Annotated in this window: 19 protein-coding genes and 2 tRNA genes; 10 read left to right on the top strand and 11 right to left on the bottom strand. The window is 69.5% G+C overall.

The window, feature by feature from the left end; genetic code table 11:
• Positions 1–473: 473 nt before the first annotated feature.
• The gene (locus Acor_RS38140; protein WP_155341637.1) at positions 474–884 is read left to right on the top strand and encodes a hypothetical protein; all 411 of its coding nucleotides are present in this window, start codon (positions 474–476) and stop codon (positions 882–884) included.
• A 171-nt stretch (positions 885–1,055) separates the two neighbouring features.
• On the top strand, positions 1,056–1,679 hold the full coding sequence (locus Acor_RS38135) for an FMN-dependent NADH-azoreductase (protein WP_155341636.1): 624 nt from the start codon (positions 1,056–1,058) through the stop codon (positions 1,677–1,679).
• Positions 1,680–1,731: 52 nt separating this feature from the next.
• On the opposite strand, the gene Acor_RS38130 is transcribed toward Acor_RS38135, so the two are convergent.
• The 3 genes from Acor_RS38130 to Acor_RS38120 form a co-directional block, all read right to left on the bottom strand.
• A tRNA-Met gene (locus tag Acor_RS38130) sits at positions 1,732–1,808 on the bottom strand.
• A 78-nt stretch (positions 1,809–1,886) separates the two neighbouring features.
• Complete coding sequence (locus Acor_RS38125) at positions 1,887–3,191, bottom strand: ABC1 kinase family protein (RefSeq protein WP_155341635.1); 1,305 nt, start codon at positions 3,189–3,191, stop codon at positions 1,887–1,889.
• Positions 3,188–4,210, bottom strand: coding sequence for a ThiF family adenylyltransferase (locus tag Acor_RS38120; protein ID WP_246239701.1), 1,023 nt, complete (start codon positions 4,208–4,210; stop codon positions 3,188–3,190). Before Acor_RS38120 ends, Acor_RS38125 begins: the two co-directional genes overlap by 4 nt.
• A gap of 232 nt (positions 4,211–4,442) precedes the next feature.
• Here Acor_RS38120 and Acor_RS38115 point away from each other — a divergent pair, with 232 nt between their 5' ends.
• Positions 4,443–4,958 carry a M48 metallopeptidase family protein gene (locus Acor_RS38115; RefSeq protein ID WP_155341633.1) on the top strand — a complete coding sequence of 172 codons (516 nt, stop codon included), beginning with the start codon at positions 4,443–4,445 and terminating at the stop codon, positions 4,956–4,958.
• Positions 4,952–5,533: a glycosyltransferase family protein gene (locus Acor_RS38110; RefSeq protein WP_155341632.1), complete on the top strand. Its 582-nt coding sequence runs from the start codon at positions 4,952–4,954 to the stop codon at positions 5,531–5,533. The genes Acor_RS38115 and Acor_RS38110 overlap by 7 nt, the downstream gene beginning before the upstream one ends.
• Here the strand turns inward: Acor_RS38110 and Acor_RS38105 are convergent.
• From Acor_RS38105 to Acor_RS38095, 3 genes are all read right to left on the bottom strand, one after another.
• Positions 5,526–6,533 carry an endonuclease/exonuclease/phosphatase family protein gene (locus Acor_RS38105; RefSeq protein ID WP_246239699.1) on the bottom strand — a complete coding sequence of 336 codons (1,008 nt, stop codon included), beginning with the start codon at positions 6,531–6,533 and terminating at the stop codon, positions 5,526–5,528. The genes Acor_RS38110 and Acor_RS38105 overlap by 8 nt on opposite strands.
• 77 nt (positions 6,534–6,610) lie before the next feature.
• Complete coding sequence (locus tag Acor_RS38100) at positions 6,611–7,174, bottom strand: NUDIX hydrolase (RefSeq protein ID WP_155341630.1); 564 nt, start codon at positions 7,172–7,174, stop codon at positions 6,611–6,613.
• Positions 7,175–7,183: 9 nt separating this feature from the next.
• On the bottom strand, positions 7,184–8,449 hold the full coding sequence (locus tag Acor_RS38095) for a zinc-dependent metalloprotease (protein WP_246239697.1): 1,266 nt from the start codon (positions 8,447–8,449) through the stop codon (positions 7,184–7,186).
• Positions 8,450–8,531: 82 nt separating this feature from the next.
• On the opposite strand from Acor_RS38095, the gene Acor_RS38090 reads away from it, so the two are divergent.
• The 5 genes from Acor_RS38090 to Acor_RS38070 all read left to right on the top strand — a co-directional run bounded on the left by Acor_RS38090 (position 8,532) and on the right by Acor_RS38070 (position 14,391).
• The gene (locus Acor_RS38090) at positions 8,532–9,602 is read left to right on the top strand and encodes an NAD-dependent epimerase/dehydratase family protein (protein ID WP_246239696.1); all 1,071 of its coding nucleotides are present in this window, start codon (positions 8,532–8,534) and stop codon (positions 9,600–9,602) included.
• 9 nt (positions 9,603–9,611) lie between these two features.
• A complete protein-coding gene (locus Acor_RS38085; protein WP_155341628.1) occupies positions 9,612–10,043 on the top strand; it encodes a molybdenum cofactor biosynthesis protein MoaE in 432 nt (143 codons plus the stop codon).
• Between the two features lie 17 nt (positions 10,044–10,060).
• Positions 10,061–11,101: a YlbL family protein gene (locus Acor_RS38080; protein WP_155341627.1), complete on the top strand. Its 1,041-nt coding sequence runs from the start codon at positions 10,061–10,063 to the stop codon at positions 11,099–11,101.
• A gap of 188 nt (positions 11,102–11,289) precedes the next feature.
• Positions 11,290–14,205 carry a UPF0182 family membrane protein gene (locus Acor_RS38075; RefSeq protein ID WP_155341626.1) on the top strand — a complete coding sequence of 972 codons (2,916 nt, stop codon included), beginning with the start codon at positions 11,290–11,292 and terminating at the stop codon, positions 14,203–14,205.
• Between the two features lie 109 nt (positions 14,206–14,314).
• Positions 14,315–14,391 (top strand) — tRNA-Met (locus tag Acor_RS38070).
• A gap of 179 nt (positions 14,392–14,570) precedes the next feature.
• Here the strand turns inward: Acor_RS38070 and Acor_RS38065 are convergent.
• From Acor_RS38065 to Acor_RS38055, 3 genes are all read right to left on the bottom strand, one after another.
• On the bottom strand, positions 14,571–14,753 hold the full coding sequence (locus Acor_RS38065) for a hypothetical protein (RefSeq protein WP_155341625.1): 183 nt from the start codon (positions 14,751–14,753) through the stop codon (positions 14,571–14,573).
• Positions 14,754–14,790: 37 nt separating this feature from the next.
• The gene (locus Acor_RS38060; protein WP_155341624.1) at positions 14,791–15,054 is read right to left on the bottom strand and encodes a WhiB family transcriptional regulator; all 264 of its coding nucleotides are present in this window, start codon (positions 15,052–15,054) and stop codon (positions 14,791–14,793) included.
• A 124-nt stretch (positions 15,055–15,178) separates the two neighbouring features.
• Positions 15,179–15,433, bottom strand: a complete 255-nt coding sequence (locus Acor_RS38055) for a hypothetical protein (RefSeq protein WP_155341623.1) — start codon at positions 15,431–15,433, stop codon at positions 15,179–15,181.
• A gap of 193 nt (positions 15,434–15,626) precedes the next feature.
• Between Acor_RS38055 and Acor_RS38050 the strand changes: the two genes are divergently transcribed.
• Complete coding sequence (locus Acor_RS38050) at positions 15,627–16,061, top strand: cupin domain-containing protein (protein WP_155341622.1); 435 nt, start codon at positions 15,627–15,629, stop codon at positions 16,059–16,061.
• Here Acor_RS38050 and Acor_RS38045 read toward each other — a convergent pair.
• Both Acor_RS38045 and Acor_RS38040 read right to left on the bottom strand, forming a co-directional pair.
• Entirely contained in the window at positions 16,058–16,924 is an 867-nt protein-coding gene (locus Acor_RS38045) for an acyl-CoA thioesterase (protein WP_155341621.1), read from the bottom strand. The genes Acor_RS38050 and Acor_RS38045 overlap by 4 nt on opposite strands.
• Positions 16,921–18,963 (bottom strand): ATP-dependent DNA helicase UvrD2, encoded by a 2,043-nt coding sequence (locus tag Acor_RS38040; protein ID WP_155341620.1) that lies wholly within the window; start codon positions 18,961–18,963, stop codon positions 16,921–16,923. The genes Acor_RS38045 and Acor_RS38040 overlap by 4 nt, the downstream gene beginning before the upstream one ends.
• Positions 18,964–19,047: the final 84 nt, after the last annotated feature.

The following is a 19,047-nucleotide window of genomic DNA, read 5'->3' as shown; positions in this document are numbered from 1 at the left end:
GCGATCAGCCTGCCTGCTGTCAAATCGTCCTACTAGAGGATCCTTGACGCCGACCCGGCCTCCCTGCGGGAATTCGGACCACCCCGTTTCCGGGGCAACCCCTCTAACTTACCAGATCAACATCCGCTTGGCAACGACTGCCTGATCGGGCTTGTCAGCAGGGGTATCAGGGCCGACCGCGGCAAGCCATGACTCACCCGCTGAAGCGAGGAGGTGGATTGCGCCGGGCCGTACCGACTCCAGAAGACTAACAGTTCCGTCGAGTGCTCACGTCGCAAACCGCAGGCGCGAGCCTGACAACCATCGAGGTCACTCGCGCATCTACATAGCACCGAACGATCGGCTGGCGCAGGACGACGGTCTGAACAACCCGATGTCAAGCCATCCGCAATCGTCCCGGGATACGAATCAAGATGCGGGAGCACCGCCGGCGCCAACCTGACGCCCGGACTCCTGTCGTGGAGGTGGCCATCATGACGCAGCGGTCGGAGTTCGACGACATCCGCGCACACATCACGGCCGAGGGCACGCACTCGGGCGACCTGCTTCGGATAGCGCGCGAGCTGCTGGACGACCTTGAGCAGGTTCGCATGCGGGAGGCGACCTTGCGTACCTACTATCTAGCGCTGCTCACCGCCAGCCGGGCGAGTGTGGCGGCGCAGGCGGCGGGCTCGGATGAGCCGCTGCTCTTTGTGATGCACGAGCTGGCCAAGCATGGTCAGTTGCCGACCGGCGAAGAGGTGTCGCGGATTCTGGCCGACGCGACGGCGGCGCAGGCCTTGCTCGCCTCGATGGGCGAGACTCCGGCACCGCCCCGGCGGACGGGCCCGAGCAGCAGCCGGTTGCGGCGCTGCGTGGGGATGAGCCGATCGCTGCCGCACTGATCGCGTTCCGCCCCGTTTCGCTCTTCCTCCCACGCCTGTCGCTGTGACGGTCATTCGGCCGTCATAGCGGATAGGCGGCTGTTGCGGGTTATCTGGCGCTTGACGAAACGGACTGCGGTCCGTATCGTCTCGCCTCAGAAACGGACCGAAGTCCGATTGGGAGGGAATTTCATGAGCAGGTTGCTGCACATCTCCGCGTCCCCGCGGGGTTCCGCCTCGCTCTCGCGCGGGATCGCCGAGGCGTTCCTGGCCGAGTATCGGGACGGGCATCCGGGAGGCGAGGTCGACCACTTCGATCTCTGGGACGGGACGCTGCCCGAGTTCGGCCCGGCCGCGGCGGGGGCAAAGATGACCGTCATGACCGGCGGGGAGCTCGCGGGCGAGCAGAAGTCGGCCTGGGAGGACGCGGTCGCGACCTTCCGGCGCTTCGACGCGTACGACAAATACCTGTTCAGTGTGCCGATGTGGAACGGGGGCGTGCCGTACATCCTCAAGCAGTTCATCGACGTCGTCAGTCAGCCGGGGCTGGTCTTCGGTATCGATGGAGAACGCGGGTATCTTCCGCTGCTGTCGGGGAAGCGGGCGGCCGTCGTCTACACCAGTGCGGTGTGGGCTCCCGGGCTCGGCGCCGAATGGGGGGAGAACGCGCAGTCGCCGTTCTTCGAAGGCTGGCTTCGGTGGGCCGGAATCGACGACATTCAGGGCATCCGCTTCCACCCGGCGCTTTGGGGGGACTACCCGGTCGAGTTGAAGAAGGCGGAAGAGGCGGCGCGCGAAGTGGCGAAGACCTTCTAACGGATGCCCGGAAATGCGAAAAGGCCCGGAAGTTTCTCCGGGCCTTTCTCATTGGTAGCGGGGGCAGGATTTGAACCTACGACCTCTGGGTTATGAGCCCAGCGAGCTACCGAACTGCTCCACCCCGCGTCGTTGTGTCTGAAGACTATCCGGGTCATCACGCCAAGGCAAATCAGCGCGCGGCGCGCCCTTTTCGCCGGGGCCGATTTACGCCGCGAAACCCGGGACCCAGCGGATGACTTCGTCCTTGAATCGGGCGGTGGTGCCCAGTTGGCAGAGGACGCCGATTCCGGCCGCGTGCACCCGGTGAATCAGCACGTACGACGCCGGCAGGTTGAGCTGACGCACCACGTTGCCCGGCCGCAGATCCGTCACGCCGGCCGCCTGGGCCTGCAACCAGGCCCGGCTGAAGGTGAACTCCTCCACCTGGGTGGCTTCCACGTACGGCGCGAGGAAGCCGCGCAGCGCCTCACCGTCGATGGTGATGTGGGGCAGGATGAACCCCTCGTCGCGCAGGCCCTGGACCACGGTGGCCATGTCCCCCTGGTTGAAGAGCCGGGTGAGCCGCCCGAACACCGGCGGGTAGCCGTCCGGCAGCCGGTTGACCGCGCCGTAGTCGAGCACGCCGAGGCGCCCGTCGTCGAGGACCCGGAAGTTGCCCGGATGCGGGTCCGCGTGCAGCATGCCCACCCGGGCGGGTGAGGAGAACAGGAATCGGACCAGCAGCAGCCCGGCCCGGTCGCGCTGCTCCTTGGTCCCGTCGGTGATGATCTTCGAGAGCGGGGTGCCGTCCATCCACTCGGTCACCAGGATCTGCTCGTTGGCCGCGATCACGTCGGGCACGCAGAAATCCGGGTCGTCCTTGAACTCCAGGGCGAACGCGTGCTGCGCCTCCGCCTCCTTGAAGTAGTCGAGCTCCTCGCCCACCCGCTCCTTGAGCTCACCGAGCACCGACTTGATGTCGAGGCCGGGCAGCAGCACCCCAAAAAGCTTGCCCAACCGGGCAAGCTGATTGAAATCCGACATCAGCGCCTTGCCGGCGCCGGGATATTGGATCTTCACCGCGACCGTACGGCTGTCGTGCCAGACCGCCCGGTGCACCTGCCCGATCGACGCCGCCGCAGTCGGCCGGTCCTGGAATTCCAGGAAGTTCTCCCGCCAGTCCTCGCCGAGCTGCTCGGTCAGCACCTTGTGCACCGTCGCCACCGGCAGCGGCGGCGCCGCGTCCTGCAACCGGGTGAGCGTCGCCCGGTACGGCCCGGCGATCTCCGGTGGCAGCGCCGCCTCGAAGATCGACAGCGCCTGGCCGAGCTTCATCGCGCCGCCCTTGAGCTCACCGAGGATCTTGAATATCTGCTCGGCGGTCCGCTGCTGGATCTCCTGGGCGACGATCTCGGCGGACTTGCCACCGAGCCGCTTGCCCAGCCCAAGCGCGGTACGCCCGGCGAATCCGAGCGGCAGAGCCGCCAGTTTCGCCGAGCGCGTCACGGCGTTGCGCGGTAGGTCAGTCACGCGACCATTGTTAGCGCAGCCTGGACCTTTCGACTACAAGGGCAGCGCGGATGACGCCGCCAGGACCGTTGCCGCCAGCGTCGATCAGGCAAAATATCTACTGTGCCGTTACTCACAGCGGGCCTCCCGCCGTCGAGAAAAGCAAGCGCATGACCGGCGGCCAGAGCCGCCACCAGGGCGGACAGCACCGTGTCGCAGGCGGTTTCGCCACCGGGGCGGGTTCTGAGCGCGGGCCAGCCGGGGTCCAGGTCGCCGCGGGTGAGGTCCAGGCAGTCCAGGCAGGCGGTCTCGCCGGGGAGGACGAGCGGGCCGACGCCGCCGCAGCCCTCCGCGCTGGTGACCAGCAGGTGCGGCAGGCCGCGGCGGGTCAGGTCCCGGATCAGGACGGGATCGAGGGGTTCCATGGGGGCCAGCACGACCAGGTCGGGGCCGGGGGCTCCGTCGCCGATCGCCGAGGCGGTCCGGCCGGGCCAGGCGTTGACGCCGGGGGTCATGGCGCGGGCCAGGGCGACCGCGCCGTCCTCGCGCGGAGAACCGACCTCGGTCCAGCTGAGTCCGCCGGGGACGACGTCGTCGTTGCGGGCGGTGCCGGGGTCGACGACGCAGAGGTGTCCGATGCCGGCGGCGGCCAGCAGCAGGGTGATCTGGGTGCCGACTCGGCCCGCGCCGTAGATCCGGACCTGGGTGTCGCGGCGGCGGGTCATGGTGTGGGACCCCCCGTCCGTACCGGAATAAGAGAGGGTGGCGAGGTCGGGGCGGAGGCGTTCGCGGTCGGCTTGGCTCGGCGTCGGGGGCGGTGGGGTGGCGGCGTCGTCGAGGAGGCCGCGGGCCGTCAGGAGCTTGATGGTCTCCCGGGTGGCGGCGGGGTCGAGCTCGCTGGTGGCGATGACCTGGGCCAGGGTTCTGGTGCCGTCCAGGCCCTCGATCAGGCGGCGGACCGGGGGTTCCACGTCGGCGAGGACGACCGCGCGGGCCGGGTGGGAGCCGAACTGGAGGGTGCGCGAATCGCGCGCCAGCATCCGCAGGATCGGCTTCAGTCGCGGGCGGGCAGGCCACCCCGGAGGTGCGTCACGCAGTCCCATAGCCGGGTGACCCTGCCATACTTCTTGCCTCTGACGAGCGCCGATTTTCCGCTCTGTGGATAACCCTAGAGGTCAGCGGGGCTGTTTAACATCAGGGAAACGCTGATTGACCAGGGAGAACGTGTTGCACCCCCTGTGGAATTCCGCGCGTGTCGGATACCTTGCATATGTGCCCCCCGAGACAGTCGAGGTTCGTCGGAGCGCACGACGGCGGCGAACCGTTTCCGCATATCGCGATGGTGACAAGACCATCGTGCTGCTACCCGCTGGGCTCAGCTCGACCGACGAAGAGCAGTGGGTCCGGCGCATGCTCGATCGCCTCGCGGCGAAGGAACAGCGAAAACGCCCCAGCGACGACGACCTTCTGGATCGCGCCAGAGAGCTGTCGGCCCGGTACCTGGACGGCAGGGCCGAGCCGATAAGCGTGCGCTGGGTGGAGAACCAGCTGCACCGCTGGGGCTCCTGCACGCCAGACCATGGCACGATCCGCCTGTCGGCCCGGTTGCGGGGTATGCCCGCCTGGGTGGTCGACTATGTGATCATGCATGAGCTGACGCACCTGCTGGTGCCCAGCCACGGCCCCAGGTTCTGGGCGCTGGTGGAACGGTACCCCAAGGCCGAGCGGGCGCGCGGGTTCCTTGAGGGATTCTCCATGGCCGCCAGTGGATCAGCGGAGGAATGTTGACCGATCGTATCGCGGCCGTGCTGGTCACCCCCGAACAGGGGTACGCGGCGCCGCCGGGAGTGGACCGTGCCGCGTTCCTGCTGGCGCTGGCCGAGGACACCTACGAGATCGTGGCCGGGCTTGAGCTGGTCCGGCCGGTGATCCTGTCGGCGGGCGTGGCGGGGCTTGAGGAGATCGCCTGGCCGGGAACGCCGGTGATCTCGATCGGGTCGCCGGAGAAGGCGTTCGCCGCGCTGCCCCCGGCCGACGAGGCCGTCGTGGTGAGCGCGGACGCGCCCGACCTGCCGCCGCTGCTGATCGGCAAGCTGTTCCGGGAGCTGGGCCGGGCCGAGATCGCGGTCTGCCCGGCCGAGAACGGCGGCGCGGTGGCGATCGCCGCCCGGCTGCCGTTCCCCGGCTGGGCCGTACCCGAGTTCGACCGTCCCGACGTGGTCGCGCATCTGCGCGGTCAAGCGCCGGGGCCGCGCCGGGTCGCGACCGGGCCCGGCTGGCACCGCCTCCGGGTGCCCGCCGACATCGCGCGCCTGGATCCGGGCCTGGAGGGCTGGGACAACACCCGGGGCCTGCTCAGCTGAGCGTGGCGGGCAGCCGGAGTTCGGCGAAGACGGCCCGGTGGTCGGTGCCGGGGATGGTGTGCGCCGCCACCGAGAGCACCTGGACCCTCGGGTCTGCCAGGACGTGGTCGATCGTGATCATCGGTGGGGTGCGCCAGTTGGCCGGCCAGGTGGGCGTCAGTCCGGCGCCGATGACCTCGGCGGCGTCCCGGTAGCCCCTGGCGAGCACCTGGCGGAACTCCGGGTGGTCGAGGGTGGCGTTGAAGTCGCCCGCCATGATCCGGATGGCGTCGCCGCCGGAGGCGGGCATCGAGGCCAGCCCGGCCCGCCAGGTCCGGGTGCCCTGTTTCACCGGGTTGACCGGGTGCACGGCGGCGATGTCCACGGGTGGCGCGCCCGGAATGAGCAGGCGCGCGTAGGGCATCTCGTGGCCCCGGCGGGGTGCGAACTCGGGGAGGGCGGTCAGCGGGAAGCGGGAGTAGAGCCCGCCGCCGGCGCCGCCGCGCCGGGGCAGCAGATGGGTGTACGGCAGGATGTCCGGCAGGCCCTTCCGGGACAGCGCGATCACCGCCCACGGTTCGAGTTCCTGCACGCTGACCACGTCGGGGCGCAGCCGCCGTACCAGATCGAGCAGGACGTCGGAGTCGGCCTCGCCCATCATGATGTTGATCGTCAGCACCCGCAATGTCGGGCCGCCGGCCGCGGGCTGCTCCGTGGCCACCGCGCGCGGCGTCACCTGGAACAGCAGGCCGGCGACCGCGAGCAGCCCGACCACGGCCGCGGCCCGCGCCCGGGCCAGCGCCGCGATCAGCACCGCCACCAGCGCCCCGGCCGCCGCGTACGGCGTGGCGGTGCTCACCACCACACCCAGCACCCCGAAGCGCAGCCCGGCCAGCTGGAACAGCGCCCAGGCCGCGCACGGCACGACCAGGAACCAGGCCAGCCGCCGCCACCCCCGCCGGTGCTCGCGACTCGGGGTCGCGATGACGCCCCCGACCTCGATGACGTCCGACTCGTCCACTCTCCTCACGCTCTGCCTCTGACCATAACCAGCGCGAACGCGCCATTCCCCCAGGAACATGTGTGGATACGGTGCAGCTATGCCAGCGGTTCCAGCGGCTCGCCCAGCAGGACCGCGCGGGCCCGCCGGGCCAGCCGCCGGGTGGCGTCGTCGGTGGGCTCGGGGATCCGGGCCAGCGGGTACCAGCGCAGCGCCAGCGACTCGGCGCTGATCACGGCCTCGGCCTCGGGCGGGGCGATCGCGCCGTACTCGACGTCCAGGTGCCAGCAGCGCGGCGGATGGCACCACACCTCGTGCCGGTCCAGGGCGAGCGGGCCGGGCAGCAGTCTGAGCCCCTCGATGCCGGACTCCTCCACCGCCTCCCGCAGCGCCACCGCGGCCAGCGTGGCGTCGCCGGGCTCGCAGTGGCCGCCCATGGGCAGCCACATCCCGGCCTTCGGGTGCAGGGTGAGCAGGATCTTCTCGCCGTCGTGGGACAGCACCGCGGTGGTCGCGGTCAGATGGCCGGGCACGCACTCCCGCCACATCGCGTCGTCGTGGTCGGCCAGATGGGTCAGGAACTCCTTGCGGAGCAGTTCTTCCGCCTCGGTGGGCGCAACCCACCCGTCCAGTACGGCTACCGCGTCTGTGTGCAAAGTCACCCAGAAAGCCTACTCTGCGTCGCCGTCCGGCTTCTCTCCGGGTTTCTCGTCGAGCATGCTCAGGTCGAACTCCGCCTCGCCCTTCACGAATCCGGTCGGATCGTCCAGGTCGCCGGAGGTCGGCATCAGGTCCGGGTGCCGCCACACCGCGTCCCGCCCGTCCAGGCCGCGCCCGGCGCCCAGGGCGCGCCACAGGGTGGCCGCCTCGCGCAGCCGCCGGGGGCGCAGTTCCAGGCCGACCAGGGTGGCGAAGGTCAGTTCCGCGGGGCCGCCGGTGGCGCGGCGGCGGCGGACGGTCTCGCCCAGCGCGGCGGCGGAGGGCAGCTTGCCTTCGGCTGCGGCGTCCACCACGGTCGACACCCAGCCCTCCACCAGCGCGAGCGCGGTCTCCAGGCGGGCCAGGGCGGCCTTCTGCCGCTCGGTCTCCTCGGGCTTGAGCAGGTCGCCGCCGCCCAGGAGTTCCTGCAGCTGCTCGGGGTTGTTCACGTCCACGCCGCGCAGCTTGTCCTCCAGCGCGGCGACGTCCACGGTGATGCCGCGGGCATACTCCTCGACCGCGCCGAGCAGGTGGCCGCGCAGCCAGGGCACATGCTGGAACAGGCGGTGGTGGGCCGCCTCGCGCAGGGCCAGGTAGAGCCTGATCTCCTCGGCGGGCGTCTCCAGGCCCTCGCTGAAGGCGGCGATCCCGCCGGGCAGCAGCGCGGCCGTGTCCGACAGCGGCAGGCCGATGTCGGTGGAGCCGATCACCTCGCGGGCGAGCGTGCCGAGGGCCTGGCCGATCTGCTGGCCGACCATCATGCCGCCCATCTGCTTCATCATGCCCATCAGCGGCCCGGCCATGGCCTGGGCCTCGGCGGGCAGCCCGGTCGCGCCGAGCGTGCCGCTCATGGTCTCCACCATCCGGGCGGCGACCGGGTCACACAGTTTCTGCCAGACCGGGGTGGTCTTCTCGATCCACTCCGATCGGCTCCACGCCTGCGGGTTCGACACGCCGCTCGGCAAAGTGGTGGCCTCGTTCAGCCACAGATCGGCCAGATTGAGGGCGTCGACGATCTGCCGCCGCTCGCCTTCCATCACACTGGGGTCGCCACCCTCGGCGAGCACCGCGTGCCTGGCGATGTTCTTGGCCATGTCCCAGTTGACCGGCCCGGAACTCTGCGGCGCCGACAGCATGTCGGCGAACTGCCGCATCGCCGCGGCGATCTGCTCCGGGTTGCCGAACATGGCGAACGGATTTTCGTTGGGGTCGTTTTCGCGACCTGGCAGGTCAGTCACCGCGCCACCTCGTGCAGGATGGAGGAGTCCACATCCGCCACGTTATCCGTCGTGGGGCGGATCAGTGCAAAGTGAGGACCTCGTGCCGACCTCGAAACGCCATCGTCCGCCCGTCGTCGCCGTCACCGGCGCGGCCGCCGGGATAGGCAGGGTGTTCCTCGCGAAGGTCGCCTCGTCTGCGGATTTCCGCCGCGTCGTGGCCATCGACGACTCCCGAGGTGACGTCCCCGACGTCACCTGGCGGGTCCTGGACATCCGGGATCCGCTCTTGGCGAACCGCATCTCCGATGTGGACGTCCTGGTGCATCTGGCCGGTGACTACCGGCTGGACGCCGAACCGGTCGAGCGCCGGGCGTACAACATCAGAGCCGCCCAGACCGTGCTGACCGCCTCGGCGGCGGCGCGGGTGCGCCGGGTCGTGCTGGTCACCAGCGCGATGGTGTACGGCGCCGCCGCCGACAACCCGGTCCCGCTGACCGAGGACGCCCCGGTGGCGGCCGAGCCGGACACCGGCGTGGTCGGCGACTACCTGGAGATCGAATCGCTGGCCCGCCGGGCGCTGCGGGCCCATCCGGGCCTGGAGGTGACCGTGCTCCGCCCGGCCGCCCTGGTCGGGCCGGACGTGGACACCGTGGTCACCCGGCACTTCGAGGCCCCCAGGCTGCTGGTGGTGAAGGGCTGCCTGCCGCGCTGGCAGTTCTGCCATCTGGACGATCTGGTCTCAGCGCTGGAACTGGCCGCGCTCGGCCAGGTCACCGGCGTGGTCGCGGTCGGCTCCGACGGCTGGCTGGAGATGGAGCAGGTCGAGGAGGTGTCCGGGTTGCGGCGGTTCGAGCTGCCGGCCGGGCTGACCTTCAGCACCGCCCAGCGACTGCACCGGCTCGGCGTCACGCCCGTCCCCGCCGCCGACCTGCACTACGTCGTGTACCCGTGGGTGGTGACGCCGGCCGCGCTGCAGCAGGCGGGCTGGAAACCGGCCTGGACCAACGAGGCCGCGCTGCAGGAGCTGCTGTCGCACCGCGAGGGCAAGCACGCCGTGGTCGGCCGCCGGCTGTCCGGCAAGGACGCCACCATCACCGCCGCCGGCGCGACCGTGGCCGTCATCGGCACGGCGGCGATCGTGCGCGCGGCCCGCCGCAAGAAGAGGATTTAGACTCGGCCCGTGGACGTCATCCGGTTGCTGGAGATCCGTGACACCCCGCTGTCGGTCGACGAGGTGCTGCGCGCCGTCGCCGATCACGCCGCCGGGGGCACGTCGCTGTTCGTCGGCACGGTGCGGGAGCAGGACGAGGGCAGGCCGGTCACCCGGCTGTCCTACTCCGCGCACCCCTCCGCCGTCGCCGAGCTGCGCCGCGTCGCCGAGAAGGTGGCGGCCGACTTCCCCGTGACCGCGCTGGCTGCGGTGCACCGGGTCGGTGACCTGGACCTGGGCGACGTCGCGGTGGTCGTGGCGGTCGCCTGCCCGCACCGGGCCGAGGCGTTCGCCGCGTCCCGGCGCCTGATCGACGACCTCAAGCGCGAGGTGCCGATCTGGAAGAACCAGCTGTTCACCGACGGCTCCGCCGAGTGGGTCGGGGCCTGCGCGGAGTCCTGAACGAATAGAGTCTCCGCATGTCGCGACGTGCTCTCACCCTGATCGTGGCGGGTTTTCTGACCCTCACGCTCGCCGTCGGCGGTGCCATGCTGCCGGTTCCCTACGTGGTGCTGAGCCCGGGGCCGACCGAGAACACCCTGGGTGACATCAAGGGCAAACCGGTTATCAATGTGCAGGGGCGGGAGACGTTCGCCACCACCGGGACGTTGAGCCTGGTCACCGTCGCCTACCAGGGCGGGCCCGGCAACCGGATCGGGCTGCTGACCGCGCTGCGCGGCTGGTTCGACTCCACCATCGCGGTGGTGCCGGAGGAGACGATCTTCCCCAGGGAGCAGTCGGTCAAGGAGGTCGAGGAGCAGAACACGGCCGAGATGGCCGGGTCGCAGGACACCGCGACCGCCGCGGCGCTGAACCAGCTGAAGGTCTCGATCGAGGACGTGGTCAAGGTCTCCAGCGTCGACAAGGGCACTCCGGCCGACGGCAAGCTGCTGCCCGGCGACATGATCGTCGCGGTGGACGGGACGCCGACCGCCGACCCGGACTCGGTGGTGACCGCCGTGCAGAAGCACAAGCCGGGCGACAAGATCGTGTTCACCGTCGACGGGCGGTCTGCCAAGACCGACGTCCCCGTGGTCGCCGCCGCGGCCAAGGACGGCAAGGCCGTGGTGGGCGTGCGGATGGGGATGAGCTACAAGTTCCCCTTCAAGGTGGACTTCAGCGTCGGCGACGTCGGCGGGCCGAGCGCCGGGCTGATGTTCTCGCTCGGGATCTACGACAAGCTCACCCCCGGGCCGCTCACCGGCGGCAAGGCCATCGCGGGCACCGGGACCATGAAGCCGGACGGCGAGGTCGGGCCGATCGGCGGCATCGAGCAGAAGATGGTGGGCGCCCGCAAGGCCGGCGCCACGATCTTCCTGACCCCGGAGCAGAACTGCGCGGCGGCGGTGGGCGCGGTCCCGGACGGGCTGCGGCTGGTCAAGGTCCAGACGCTGGACGGGGCGATCAAGGCGCTGGACGCGCTGCGGACCGGATCAGGGGCCGTCCCCGCCTGCTCCTGAAAGCTTTACCCGCCGGGATCGCCGTCCACAGCGAGGGCTTTATCCACAGGCGCGGTCCAGAAATCACAGGAGCGCTTTTCGCGGTGTAGGTTGCCAGACACGGACCGTTGTGCTCGTGCTCTCTGAGACTTATCTGTGACATTAAGGGGTTGGCGTTGAGCTTCCGGAGCCCCGGAGCCGGTCGGGCGATGCGCTTGCCCCGCCGGCCGCGACTGCTCATTCCCGTCGCGATCACCCTGGTGGTGCTCGTGGTGGCCTTGTTCATCTTCGCCGGGATCTACACGGACTATCTGTGGTTCGACTCGGTCGACTTCACTCCCGTGTTCTCCACCATGCTGCTCACCCAGATCCTGCTGTTCCTGGCAGGGGCTGTGCTGATGGTCGGCATCGTGGGCGGGAACATGGTGCTCGGGCACCGGATGCGGCCGATGTTCGGCCCCGGCATGTTCGGCAACGCCCAGGGCGCCGACCGATACCGGCTGGCCGTGGATCCGCACCGCAAGCTGGTCTTCCTGATCGGCATGGCCATCCTCGGCCTGTTCGCCGGGTCGTCCACGGCCGGGCAGTGGCGGACCTGGCTGCTGTTCCAGAACGGCACCCCGTTCAACCAGGTCGACGCCGAGTTCAAGCTGGACCTGTCGTTCTTCATGTTCACCTATCCGTTCCTGCGGATGGTGCTGAACTTCCTGTTCACCGCGGTGATCCTGTCGATCATCGCGGCTGCGCTGGTGCACTATCTGTACGGCGGGTTCCGGATCCAGACCCCCGGCGGCGTGCACGCCTCCCGGGCGGCCCGCTCCCACCTGTCCGTGCTGCTCGGCGTGTTCGTGCTGCTGAAGGCGGGGGCGTACTGGCTGGACCGGTATGGGCTGGTCTTCTCCGACCGGGGCAAGGTGTTCGGGGCCTCCTTCACCGACATCAACGCGGTGCTGCCGGCCAAGGGCATTCTGGCGATCATCTCGCTGATCTGCGCCGCGCTGTTCTTCGCCGGGGTCGTCCGGCCGGGCGGCATGCTGCCCGGGGTGGCGCTGGGCCTGCTCGTGCTGTCGGCCGTGCTGATCGGCGGCGTCTATCCGGCGCTGGTCGAGCAGTTCCAGGTCAAGCCGAACCAGCAGGCCAAGGAGCAGGAGTACATCAAGCGGAACATCGACGCGACGCGTAAGGCGTATGGGGTCGATACCGCCGTGGTGACGCAGTACAGCGCGAAGACGGACGCCTCCGAGGAGGTGCTGCAGAGCGAGTCTGCGGCCATCCCCGGCATGCGTCTGCTCGACCCCAGCCTGCTGTCGCCGACCTACCAGCAGAAGCAGCAGATCAGGGGTTACTACCAGTTCCCCGAGCAGCTCGACATCGACCGCTACCCGACGCCGGACGGCAAGTTCCGCGACACGGTCGTGGCGGTCCGGGAGATGGGCCTGCCGCCGAACGAGCAGCGCAACTGGATCAACGACCACTTGGTCTACACGCACGGCTTCGGCGTCGTCGCCGCGCCGGGCAACCAGGTCGACAACAGCGGCGTGCCCAACTTCAGCGAGAAGGACATCCCGCCGACCGGCAACCTGGGCAAGTACGAGCCGCGGGTCTACTTCGGCGAGAGCTCGCCCGAGTACTCGATCGTCGGCGGCCCGAACAGCACCAACCCGGTCGAGCTGGACTACCCGGAGCAGGGTGGCAGCGGGCAGAAGAACAACACCTACACCGGTAGGGGCGGCGTCTCCATCGGCGGGGTGTTCACCCGCTTCCTGTACGCGTTGAAGTACGGCGAGACCAACCTGCTGCTCAACTCGAACATCAACGAGGACTCGCGGATCATGTACATCCGCAAGCCGATCGAGCGCATCCAGCAGGTCGCGCCGTTCCTGACGCTGGACCGGGATCCGTACCCGGCGGTCGTCGGCGGGCGGGTCGTGTGGATCGTGGACGCTTACACGACCTCGGACGCGTATCCGTACAGCGAGCCCAAGAGTCTCCAGGAGCTGACCACCGACATCTCCACCTCGCGCCTGGCCGCGCCGCTGCCGCGGGACATCGTCAACTACATGCGCAACTCGGTGAAGGCCACCGTCGACGCGTTCGACGGCACGGTCACGCTCTACGAGTGGGACGCCAACGACCCGGTCCTGCGGACCTGGCAGAAGGCGTTCGGCAACATCATCAAGCCGAGCACCGAGATCTCCGCCGAGCTCCGCGACCACCTGCGCTACCCGGCCGACCTGTTCAAGGCCCAGCGCGAGATCCTCACCCAGTATCACGTCACCAACGCCAACGCCTTCTTCAGCGGCCAGGACTTCTGGAAGGTCCCCGAGGACCCCGCGACCAAGAAGAGCAAGCAGCCGCCGTACTACGTGACCATGAAGATGCCGGGCAGCACCGAACGTTTCTCGCTGACGACGACGTTCGTGCCCAACGGCCGGCAGAACATGGCCGCCTTCATGGCCGTCGACGCGACCGCGGGCGCCGACGCGAAGTTGCAGATCCTGCAACTGCCGAGCAACACCGCCATCCAGGGCCCGCCACAGGCGCAGAACACGTTCCTGTCCAACACGACGGTCTCGCAGCAGCTGAACCTGCTGCGCGGCACCGGCGGCGCCACCGAGGTTCTGTACGGCAACCTGCTCACCCTCCCCTTCGGCGGTGGCCTGCTCTACGTCGAGCCGGTCTACGTCCAGCCGAAGGAGGAGACCTCGGGCCGCTTCCCGACGCTCCAGAAGGTCCTCGTGCTGTACGGCGAGAAGGTGGGCTTCGGTAACAACCTGGACGAGGCGCTGAAACAGGTCTTCGGCGGAACGGTGACACCACCGACCACCAACCAGCCCGAGACCACCACGCCCGAGCAGACCGAGAACAACACGCCGCAGACGGCCACCCTGGCCCAAGCGGTCGGCAAGGCGCAGAAGGCCTATGACGACGCGCAGAAGGCCTTGACCGCCAACCCGCCCGACTGGACCGCCTACGGCACCGCACAGACCGCCCTGAAGGCGGCTCTGGCGGAGCTGGCCGCGATCCAGGGCGCGGCGCCGGCGGCGTCACCCTCCCCGTCGCCCTCGGCCTCTCCGTCCGCGTCGCCATCCGGGTCACCGGTGGCCGCGGCCTCAGGGCCGTAGCACCGGGATCGAAGCTCGACGGGACCCCCGCATCGCTATCAGGTGCGGGGGTTTTCCTATTCGGTTTGCCTCACCTCCCGGGTGCGGATAGAGTTGAGCTACGCAACGACGCGGGGTGGAGCAGTTCGGTAGCTCGCTGGGCTCATAACCCAGAGGTCGCAGGTTCAAATCCTGTCCCCGCTACCAATAGAAGAGGCCACGACCATAACGGTCGTGGCCTCTTCTCGTTGTCGGGCACCGTCCGAGGGCGACTCCCATGGGCGTTTCTCGAGGGCATGGGGCGTTTCGAGGGCGGCTTCTCAGGGGCGGCTTCGAGGGCAAAAAAGTGGCCCGGGCCGTGGTGGCCCGGGCCGGAGGAAGGCTCGTTATGCGCGCGCCAGGGCGGCGCGGAGGCGGGCGGTCGCACGTTCGGCCTGCCGGCGTGCCTTCTGCACGCTCCTTACTCGGCTGGCGACGCTGTGCTCAGCGGCCTCCTGGTGGAGACCTCGTATTCGTTCGTCTACCAGTTCTTTGTAGAGGGACGAGGCGGAGATGGTCTGGATGCTCATTTCGATTTCTGCTCTCTGAATGGAAGAACGTCGGTGGTCAGGCGGCGACGGGAGTCTTGCGGGGACGCCCGCGCGGCCGCTTCCGGGGAACGATCGTTCCCCGCAGGATGAGTTCGCCACCCCAGACGCCCCACGGCTCCTCGCGCTCCAGCGCGCGAGCCAGGCAGGCCTCTCGGATCGGGCAGCCTCCGCAGAGCGCCTTGGCGAACTCCACGTCCTCCGGAGACTCGGCGAACCACAGGTCGGGCTCGGTACGACAGGGGATCTCGGCTTCGATCAGGTCCATGACCGGGGCCGCCATCTGCGTCACCTTCTTTGAGATTGGTTTGGTCGGATGTCCTCTTCGATGCGGGGATACGTGGCCGGACAAACAAGAAGGCCGCGGATCCGGTGTGCGGATCCGCGGCCTGGAGAGTGGAGACCGGTCAGGTTGTGACTGGTTCTCTCCAGGCATATTGCGGACCCTGCACTCCGCCATTGGCGGTGTGGCTGGTCGGTGCGGCGCCCAGGGGCCGGTCCATCAGGACCGGGCGGTAGGACAGCGCGGGGGCGTAGGTGGGCACAAGGGTGCTGCCGATGAACGCTTCCGGACGGAAAGCCTTCTGCTGGCGCAGTTTCACTTGCGCGGCCGTACGCGTGGCGGCGAGCCACGACGGCGTTGACATGCTGATGTTCTCCACTTGGCTCACCTCCACTCGAGTGCGATGTGTCGGACAGGAGTGTCCGACTGGCTTGAGCATGACCCTAAACGGGAACCCGGCAACCGGGCAACCTATTTTCCACCTGCGATTTTGCGGAATTTTCCGGGCTACTTGTCCCCGATCATGCACTTCTGCACCATGAACCCGACGCCCACCCTCAGCGAGGCCCCAGATGACCATCCCCGCCCGCCCCCACCTGGCCGAACTCCTGGACCTGCAACCCCACCCGGAGGGGGGCTGGTATCGCAGGACCTGGACCAGTGGGCAGCGCGCCGACACCGCCGCGCCCCGCCAGAGCGCCTCGGCCGTCTACTACCTGCTCAGCGAGGGTGAGGAGTCGGCCTGGCACCGGGTCGCCTCCGACGAGCTGTGGCTCTACCATCACGGCGCTCCGCTCACCCTGCGTCTGGGCGGCGCCGCGGACCGGCCCGACGACCACGCGCCGCCGCACCTGCTCGGCGCCGACCTGGCCGCCGGCCAGCGGCCGCAGATCCTCGTCCCCGCCGGGACCTGGCAGACCGCGCGGCCCGAGCGCGGCTCCACCCTGGTCACCTGTGTGGTCTCCCCCGAGTTCCACTTCGACGACTTCCAGCTGTTAACCGACTAACTCACGCGGATCATGCACTCCTGCACGACGGACACCGCGAGCCGGCCGTCGGGCGTGAACATCTGGCCGCGGGCCAGGCCGCGGGCGTGGCCCGACCAGGGGGACTCCTGGGCGTAGAGCACCCAGTCGTCGACCCGGAACCGCTGGTGGAACCACATGGCGTGGTCGAGGGAGGCACCGACCACGTTGGAGGCCCCCCAGGCCAGGCCGTGGGCGAGCAGCACGGTGTCGACGAGGGTGAAGTCGGAGGCGTACGCGGCGAGCACGACGTGCAGCAGCGGGTCGTCGGGGAGCTCGGTGTCGTACCGGATCCAGACGTTGGTCTCTGGGCTGATCAGGCTGGGGTCGCGCTGGGCTTCCCAGGTGAGCGCGTTGACGTAGCGGGCGTCGACCGGGCGGGGCTTGCTCAGCCAGTCGCGCCAGTCGGGATGGTCGCCGACGACGGCGCGCAGCCGGTCCTGGAAGGGCTGCAGCGTCTCGGGGTCGGGGGCGGCGGGCATGACGGCGGCCTGGTGGTGCACGCCCTCCTCCAGGATGTGGAAGGAGACCGACATGGTGAAGATGGCCTTGCCGTGCTGGATGGCCTGGACCCTGCGGGTGGTGAAGGAGCGGCCGTCGCGGACGCGTTCGACGTTGTAGACGATCGGGATGGCGGGGTCGCCCGGGCGGATGAAGTAGGCGTGCAGCGAGTGCACGTCGCGGTCGTCCGGGACGGTGCGGCCCGCGGCCACCAGCGCCTGGGCGGCGACCTGGCCGCCGAAGACCCGCTGGATGCGCTCCTCGGGGGATCTCCCGCGGAAGATGTCCAGCTCGATCTGCTCCAGGTCGAGCAGGTCGAGCAGTTCCTTGAGCGCCGAGTTCACGGGTCCTCCCCGACCTTCCGGCAGAGTTCTAGTACGGCCTGACCGTACCGGTCCAGTTTCACCTTGCCGATACCTGCTATCGACTGCAGAGCCTCCTCGGAGGTCGGCACCCGCTCGGCGATGGCCTGCAACGTGACGTCGGTGAAGACCACGAAGGTGGGGACCTTGGTCTCCTTGGCCACGGTGACCCGCCACGACTTGAGGCTCTCCAGCAGGGCTTCGTCGTAGTAGGCGGGGCAGGTCGCGCAGCGTCCCAGCTTCTGTTCCTGGGCCAGCGCGAGGGTCCGGCCGCAGACCCGGCAGCCGACGGGCGCGGCCACCGAACGCCGTACGGCGGCGGGCTGTTCGGCGCGGGGGGCGGGAGTCGTACGCCCGTTGAGGCCCTCGAAGAAGCGGGACGGGCGGCGGACGCGGCGGGCGCCGGGGGTGCGGGCCAGCGCCCAGGACAGGTGCAGGTGCTCGCGGGCCCGGGTGACGCCGACGTAGAGCAGCCGCCGCTCCTCCTCGATCTGCTCGGGGGTCTCGGCGTAGATGATCGGGAGCATGCCGTCGGTGGCGCCGACCAGGAAGACGGCGTCCCATTCGAGGCCCTTCGCGGCGTGCAGCGACGCGAGGGTGACGCCCTCCAGCGGGGGCGCGTGCTGCTCGGTGGCGCGGCGTTCGAGTTCGGCGACGAACCTGGGCAGATCGGTCCCCGTGGTGGCCATGTCCTCGGCGAGTTCCGCGAGCGCGTTGAGCGACTCCCATTTGGCTCTGGCGGTCCCCCCGGCGGGCGGTTCATGACTTAGGCCCACCCCGGCCAGAATGGCGTGTACGGCGGGCGCCAGCGGCTCCTCGTCGTTGGCCGAGCGGGCCGCGCCGCGCAGCAGCACGACGGCCTGCCGGACCTCCGGCCGCTCGAAGAAACGTTCCGCGCCGCGCAGCAGGTAGGGCACCCCGGCGTCGGTGAACGCCTGCTCGTACGCCTCCGACTGGGCGTTGATCCGGAACAGCACCGCGATCTCGCGGGTCGGCACCCCGTCGGCCATCAGCTTCTTGACCGTCAGCGCCACCCCGAGCGCCTCGGCGGCCTCGTCGTCGTACTCCGCGAAGACCGGCTGCGGGCCGGGCGGGCGCTGCGCGACGAGGTCCAGCCGGTGCACCGACTTGCTCATGATCCGGTTGGCCAGGGTGACGACCTCGGGAGTGGAGCGGTAGTCGCGGACCAGGCGGACCACCCGCGCGCCGGGATGCTCGACGGCGAAGTTGGTCAGATAGTGCGGAGTGGCGCCGGTGAAGGAGTAAATGGTCTGGTTCGGGTCGCCGACCACGCACAGGTCGTCCCGGCCGCCCAGCCAGGTGTCGAGCAGCAGCTTCTGCAGCGGGTTCACGTCCTGGTACTCGTCCACCACGAAGAACCGGTACTGCGACCGGATCTGGGCGGCCACCTCGCGGTGTTCCGTCATCACGGCGGCGGTGAGTTCGAGGATGGTCTCGAAGTCGACCAGGTGGCGGGTGCGGCGCAGATTCTCGTAGCCCTCGTAGAGGCGGGCGACCTGGTCGGGCGGGATGGGCGGGCTGCGGCGGGCCTTGGCGGCGGCGGCCGGGTAGTCCTCAGGGCCGACCTGGGTGACCTTGGCCCACTCGATCTCGCTGGCCACGTCGCGCAGTTCGGCCCGGTCGGGGGTGCGGCGGAGCAGCCGGGCGGCCTCGATCAGCAGCGGCAGTTTGGACTCCACCACCTGGGGCGGGTCGCCACCGATGACGCGCGGCCAGAAGTAGGTGAGCTGGCGGAGCGCGGCGGCGTGGAAGGTGCGGGCCTGCACGCCGGGCACGCCGAGGCCGCGCAGCCGCTGCTTCAGCTCGCCCGCCGCGCGGGTGGTGAAGGTGACCGCGAGCACGGACTGCGGGTCAACTCCGCCGAAATGCACCGCGTGAGCGATCCGATGGGTGATGGCCCGAGTTTTCCCAGTTCCAGCCCCCGCGAGTACGCACACCGGCCCGCGAACCGCCTGGGCGACCTCACGCTGTTCCGGATCGAGACCCTCCAGAACGTCCAAATAGGGCTCCCCAACGTGCGGATGACCGGATCTGCTGGCATCATCCTTTCAGCAGCCGACCAAGTGTGTCTCATGACCGGGTCA

This window comes from Acrocarpospora corrugata (assembly GCF_009687845.1).
Classification (GTDB): Bacteria; Actinomycetota; Actinomycetes; order Streptosporangiales; family Streptosporangiaceae; genus Acrocarpospora; species Acrocarpospora corrugata.
This window is presented reverse-complemented; position numbering and strand designations above follow the sequence as displayed.

Coding starts and splice junctions, on each gene's coding strand:
- Acor_RS38050 (WP_155341622.1), top strand. CDS start 15,627: ATGACCATCCCCGCCCGCCCCCACCTGGCCGAACTCCTGGACCTGCAA.
- Acor_RS38075 (WP_155341626.1), top strand. CDS start 11,290: ATGCGCTTGCCCCGCCGGCCGCGACTGCTCATTCCCGTCGCGATCACC.
- Acor_RS38120 (WP_246239701.1), bottom strand. CDS start 4,210: ATGCTGGCGCGCGATTCGCGCACCCTCCAGTTCGGCTCCCACCCGGCC.
- Acor_RS38135 (WP_155341636.1), top strand. CDS start 1,056: ATGAGCAGGTTGCTGCACATCTCCGCGTCCCCGCGGGGTTCCGCCTCG.
- Acor_RS38060 (WP_155341624.1), bottom strand. CDS start 15,054: ATGGCGGCCCCGGTCATGGACCTGATCGAAGCCGAGATCCCCTGTCGT.
- Acor_RS38065 (WP_155341625.1), bottom strand. CDS start 14,753: ATGAGCATCCAGACCATCTCCGCCTCGTCCCTCTACAAAGAACTGGTA.
- Acor_RS38080 (WP_155341627.1), top strand. CDS start 10,061: ATGTCGCGACGTGCTCTCACCCTGATCGTGGCGGGTTTTCTGACCCTC.
- Acor_RS38110 (WP_155341632.1), top strand. CDS start 4,952: ATGTTGACCGATCGTATCGCGGCCGTGCTGGTCACCCCCGAACAGGGG.
- Acor_RS38140 (WP_155341637.1), top strand. CDS start 474: ATGACGCAGCGGTCGGAGTTCGACGACATCCGCGCACACATCACGGCC.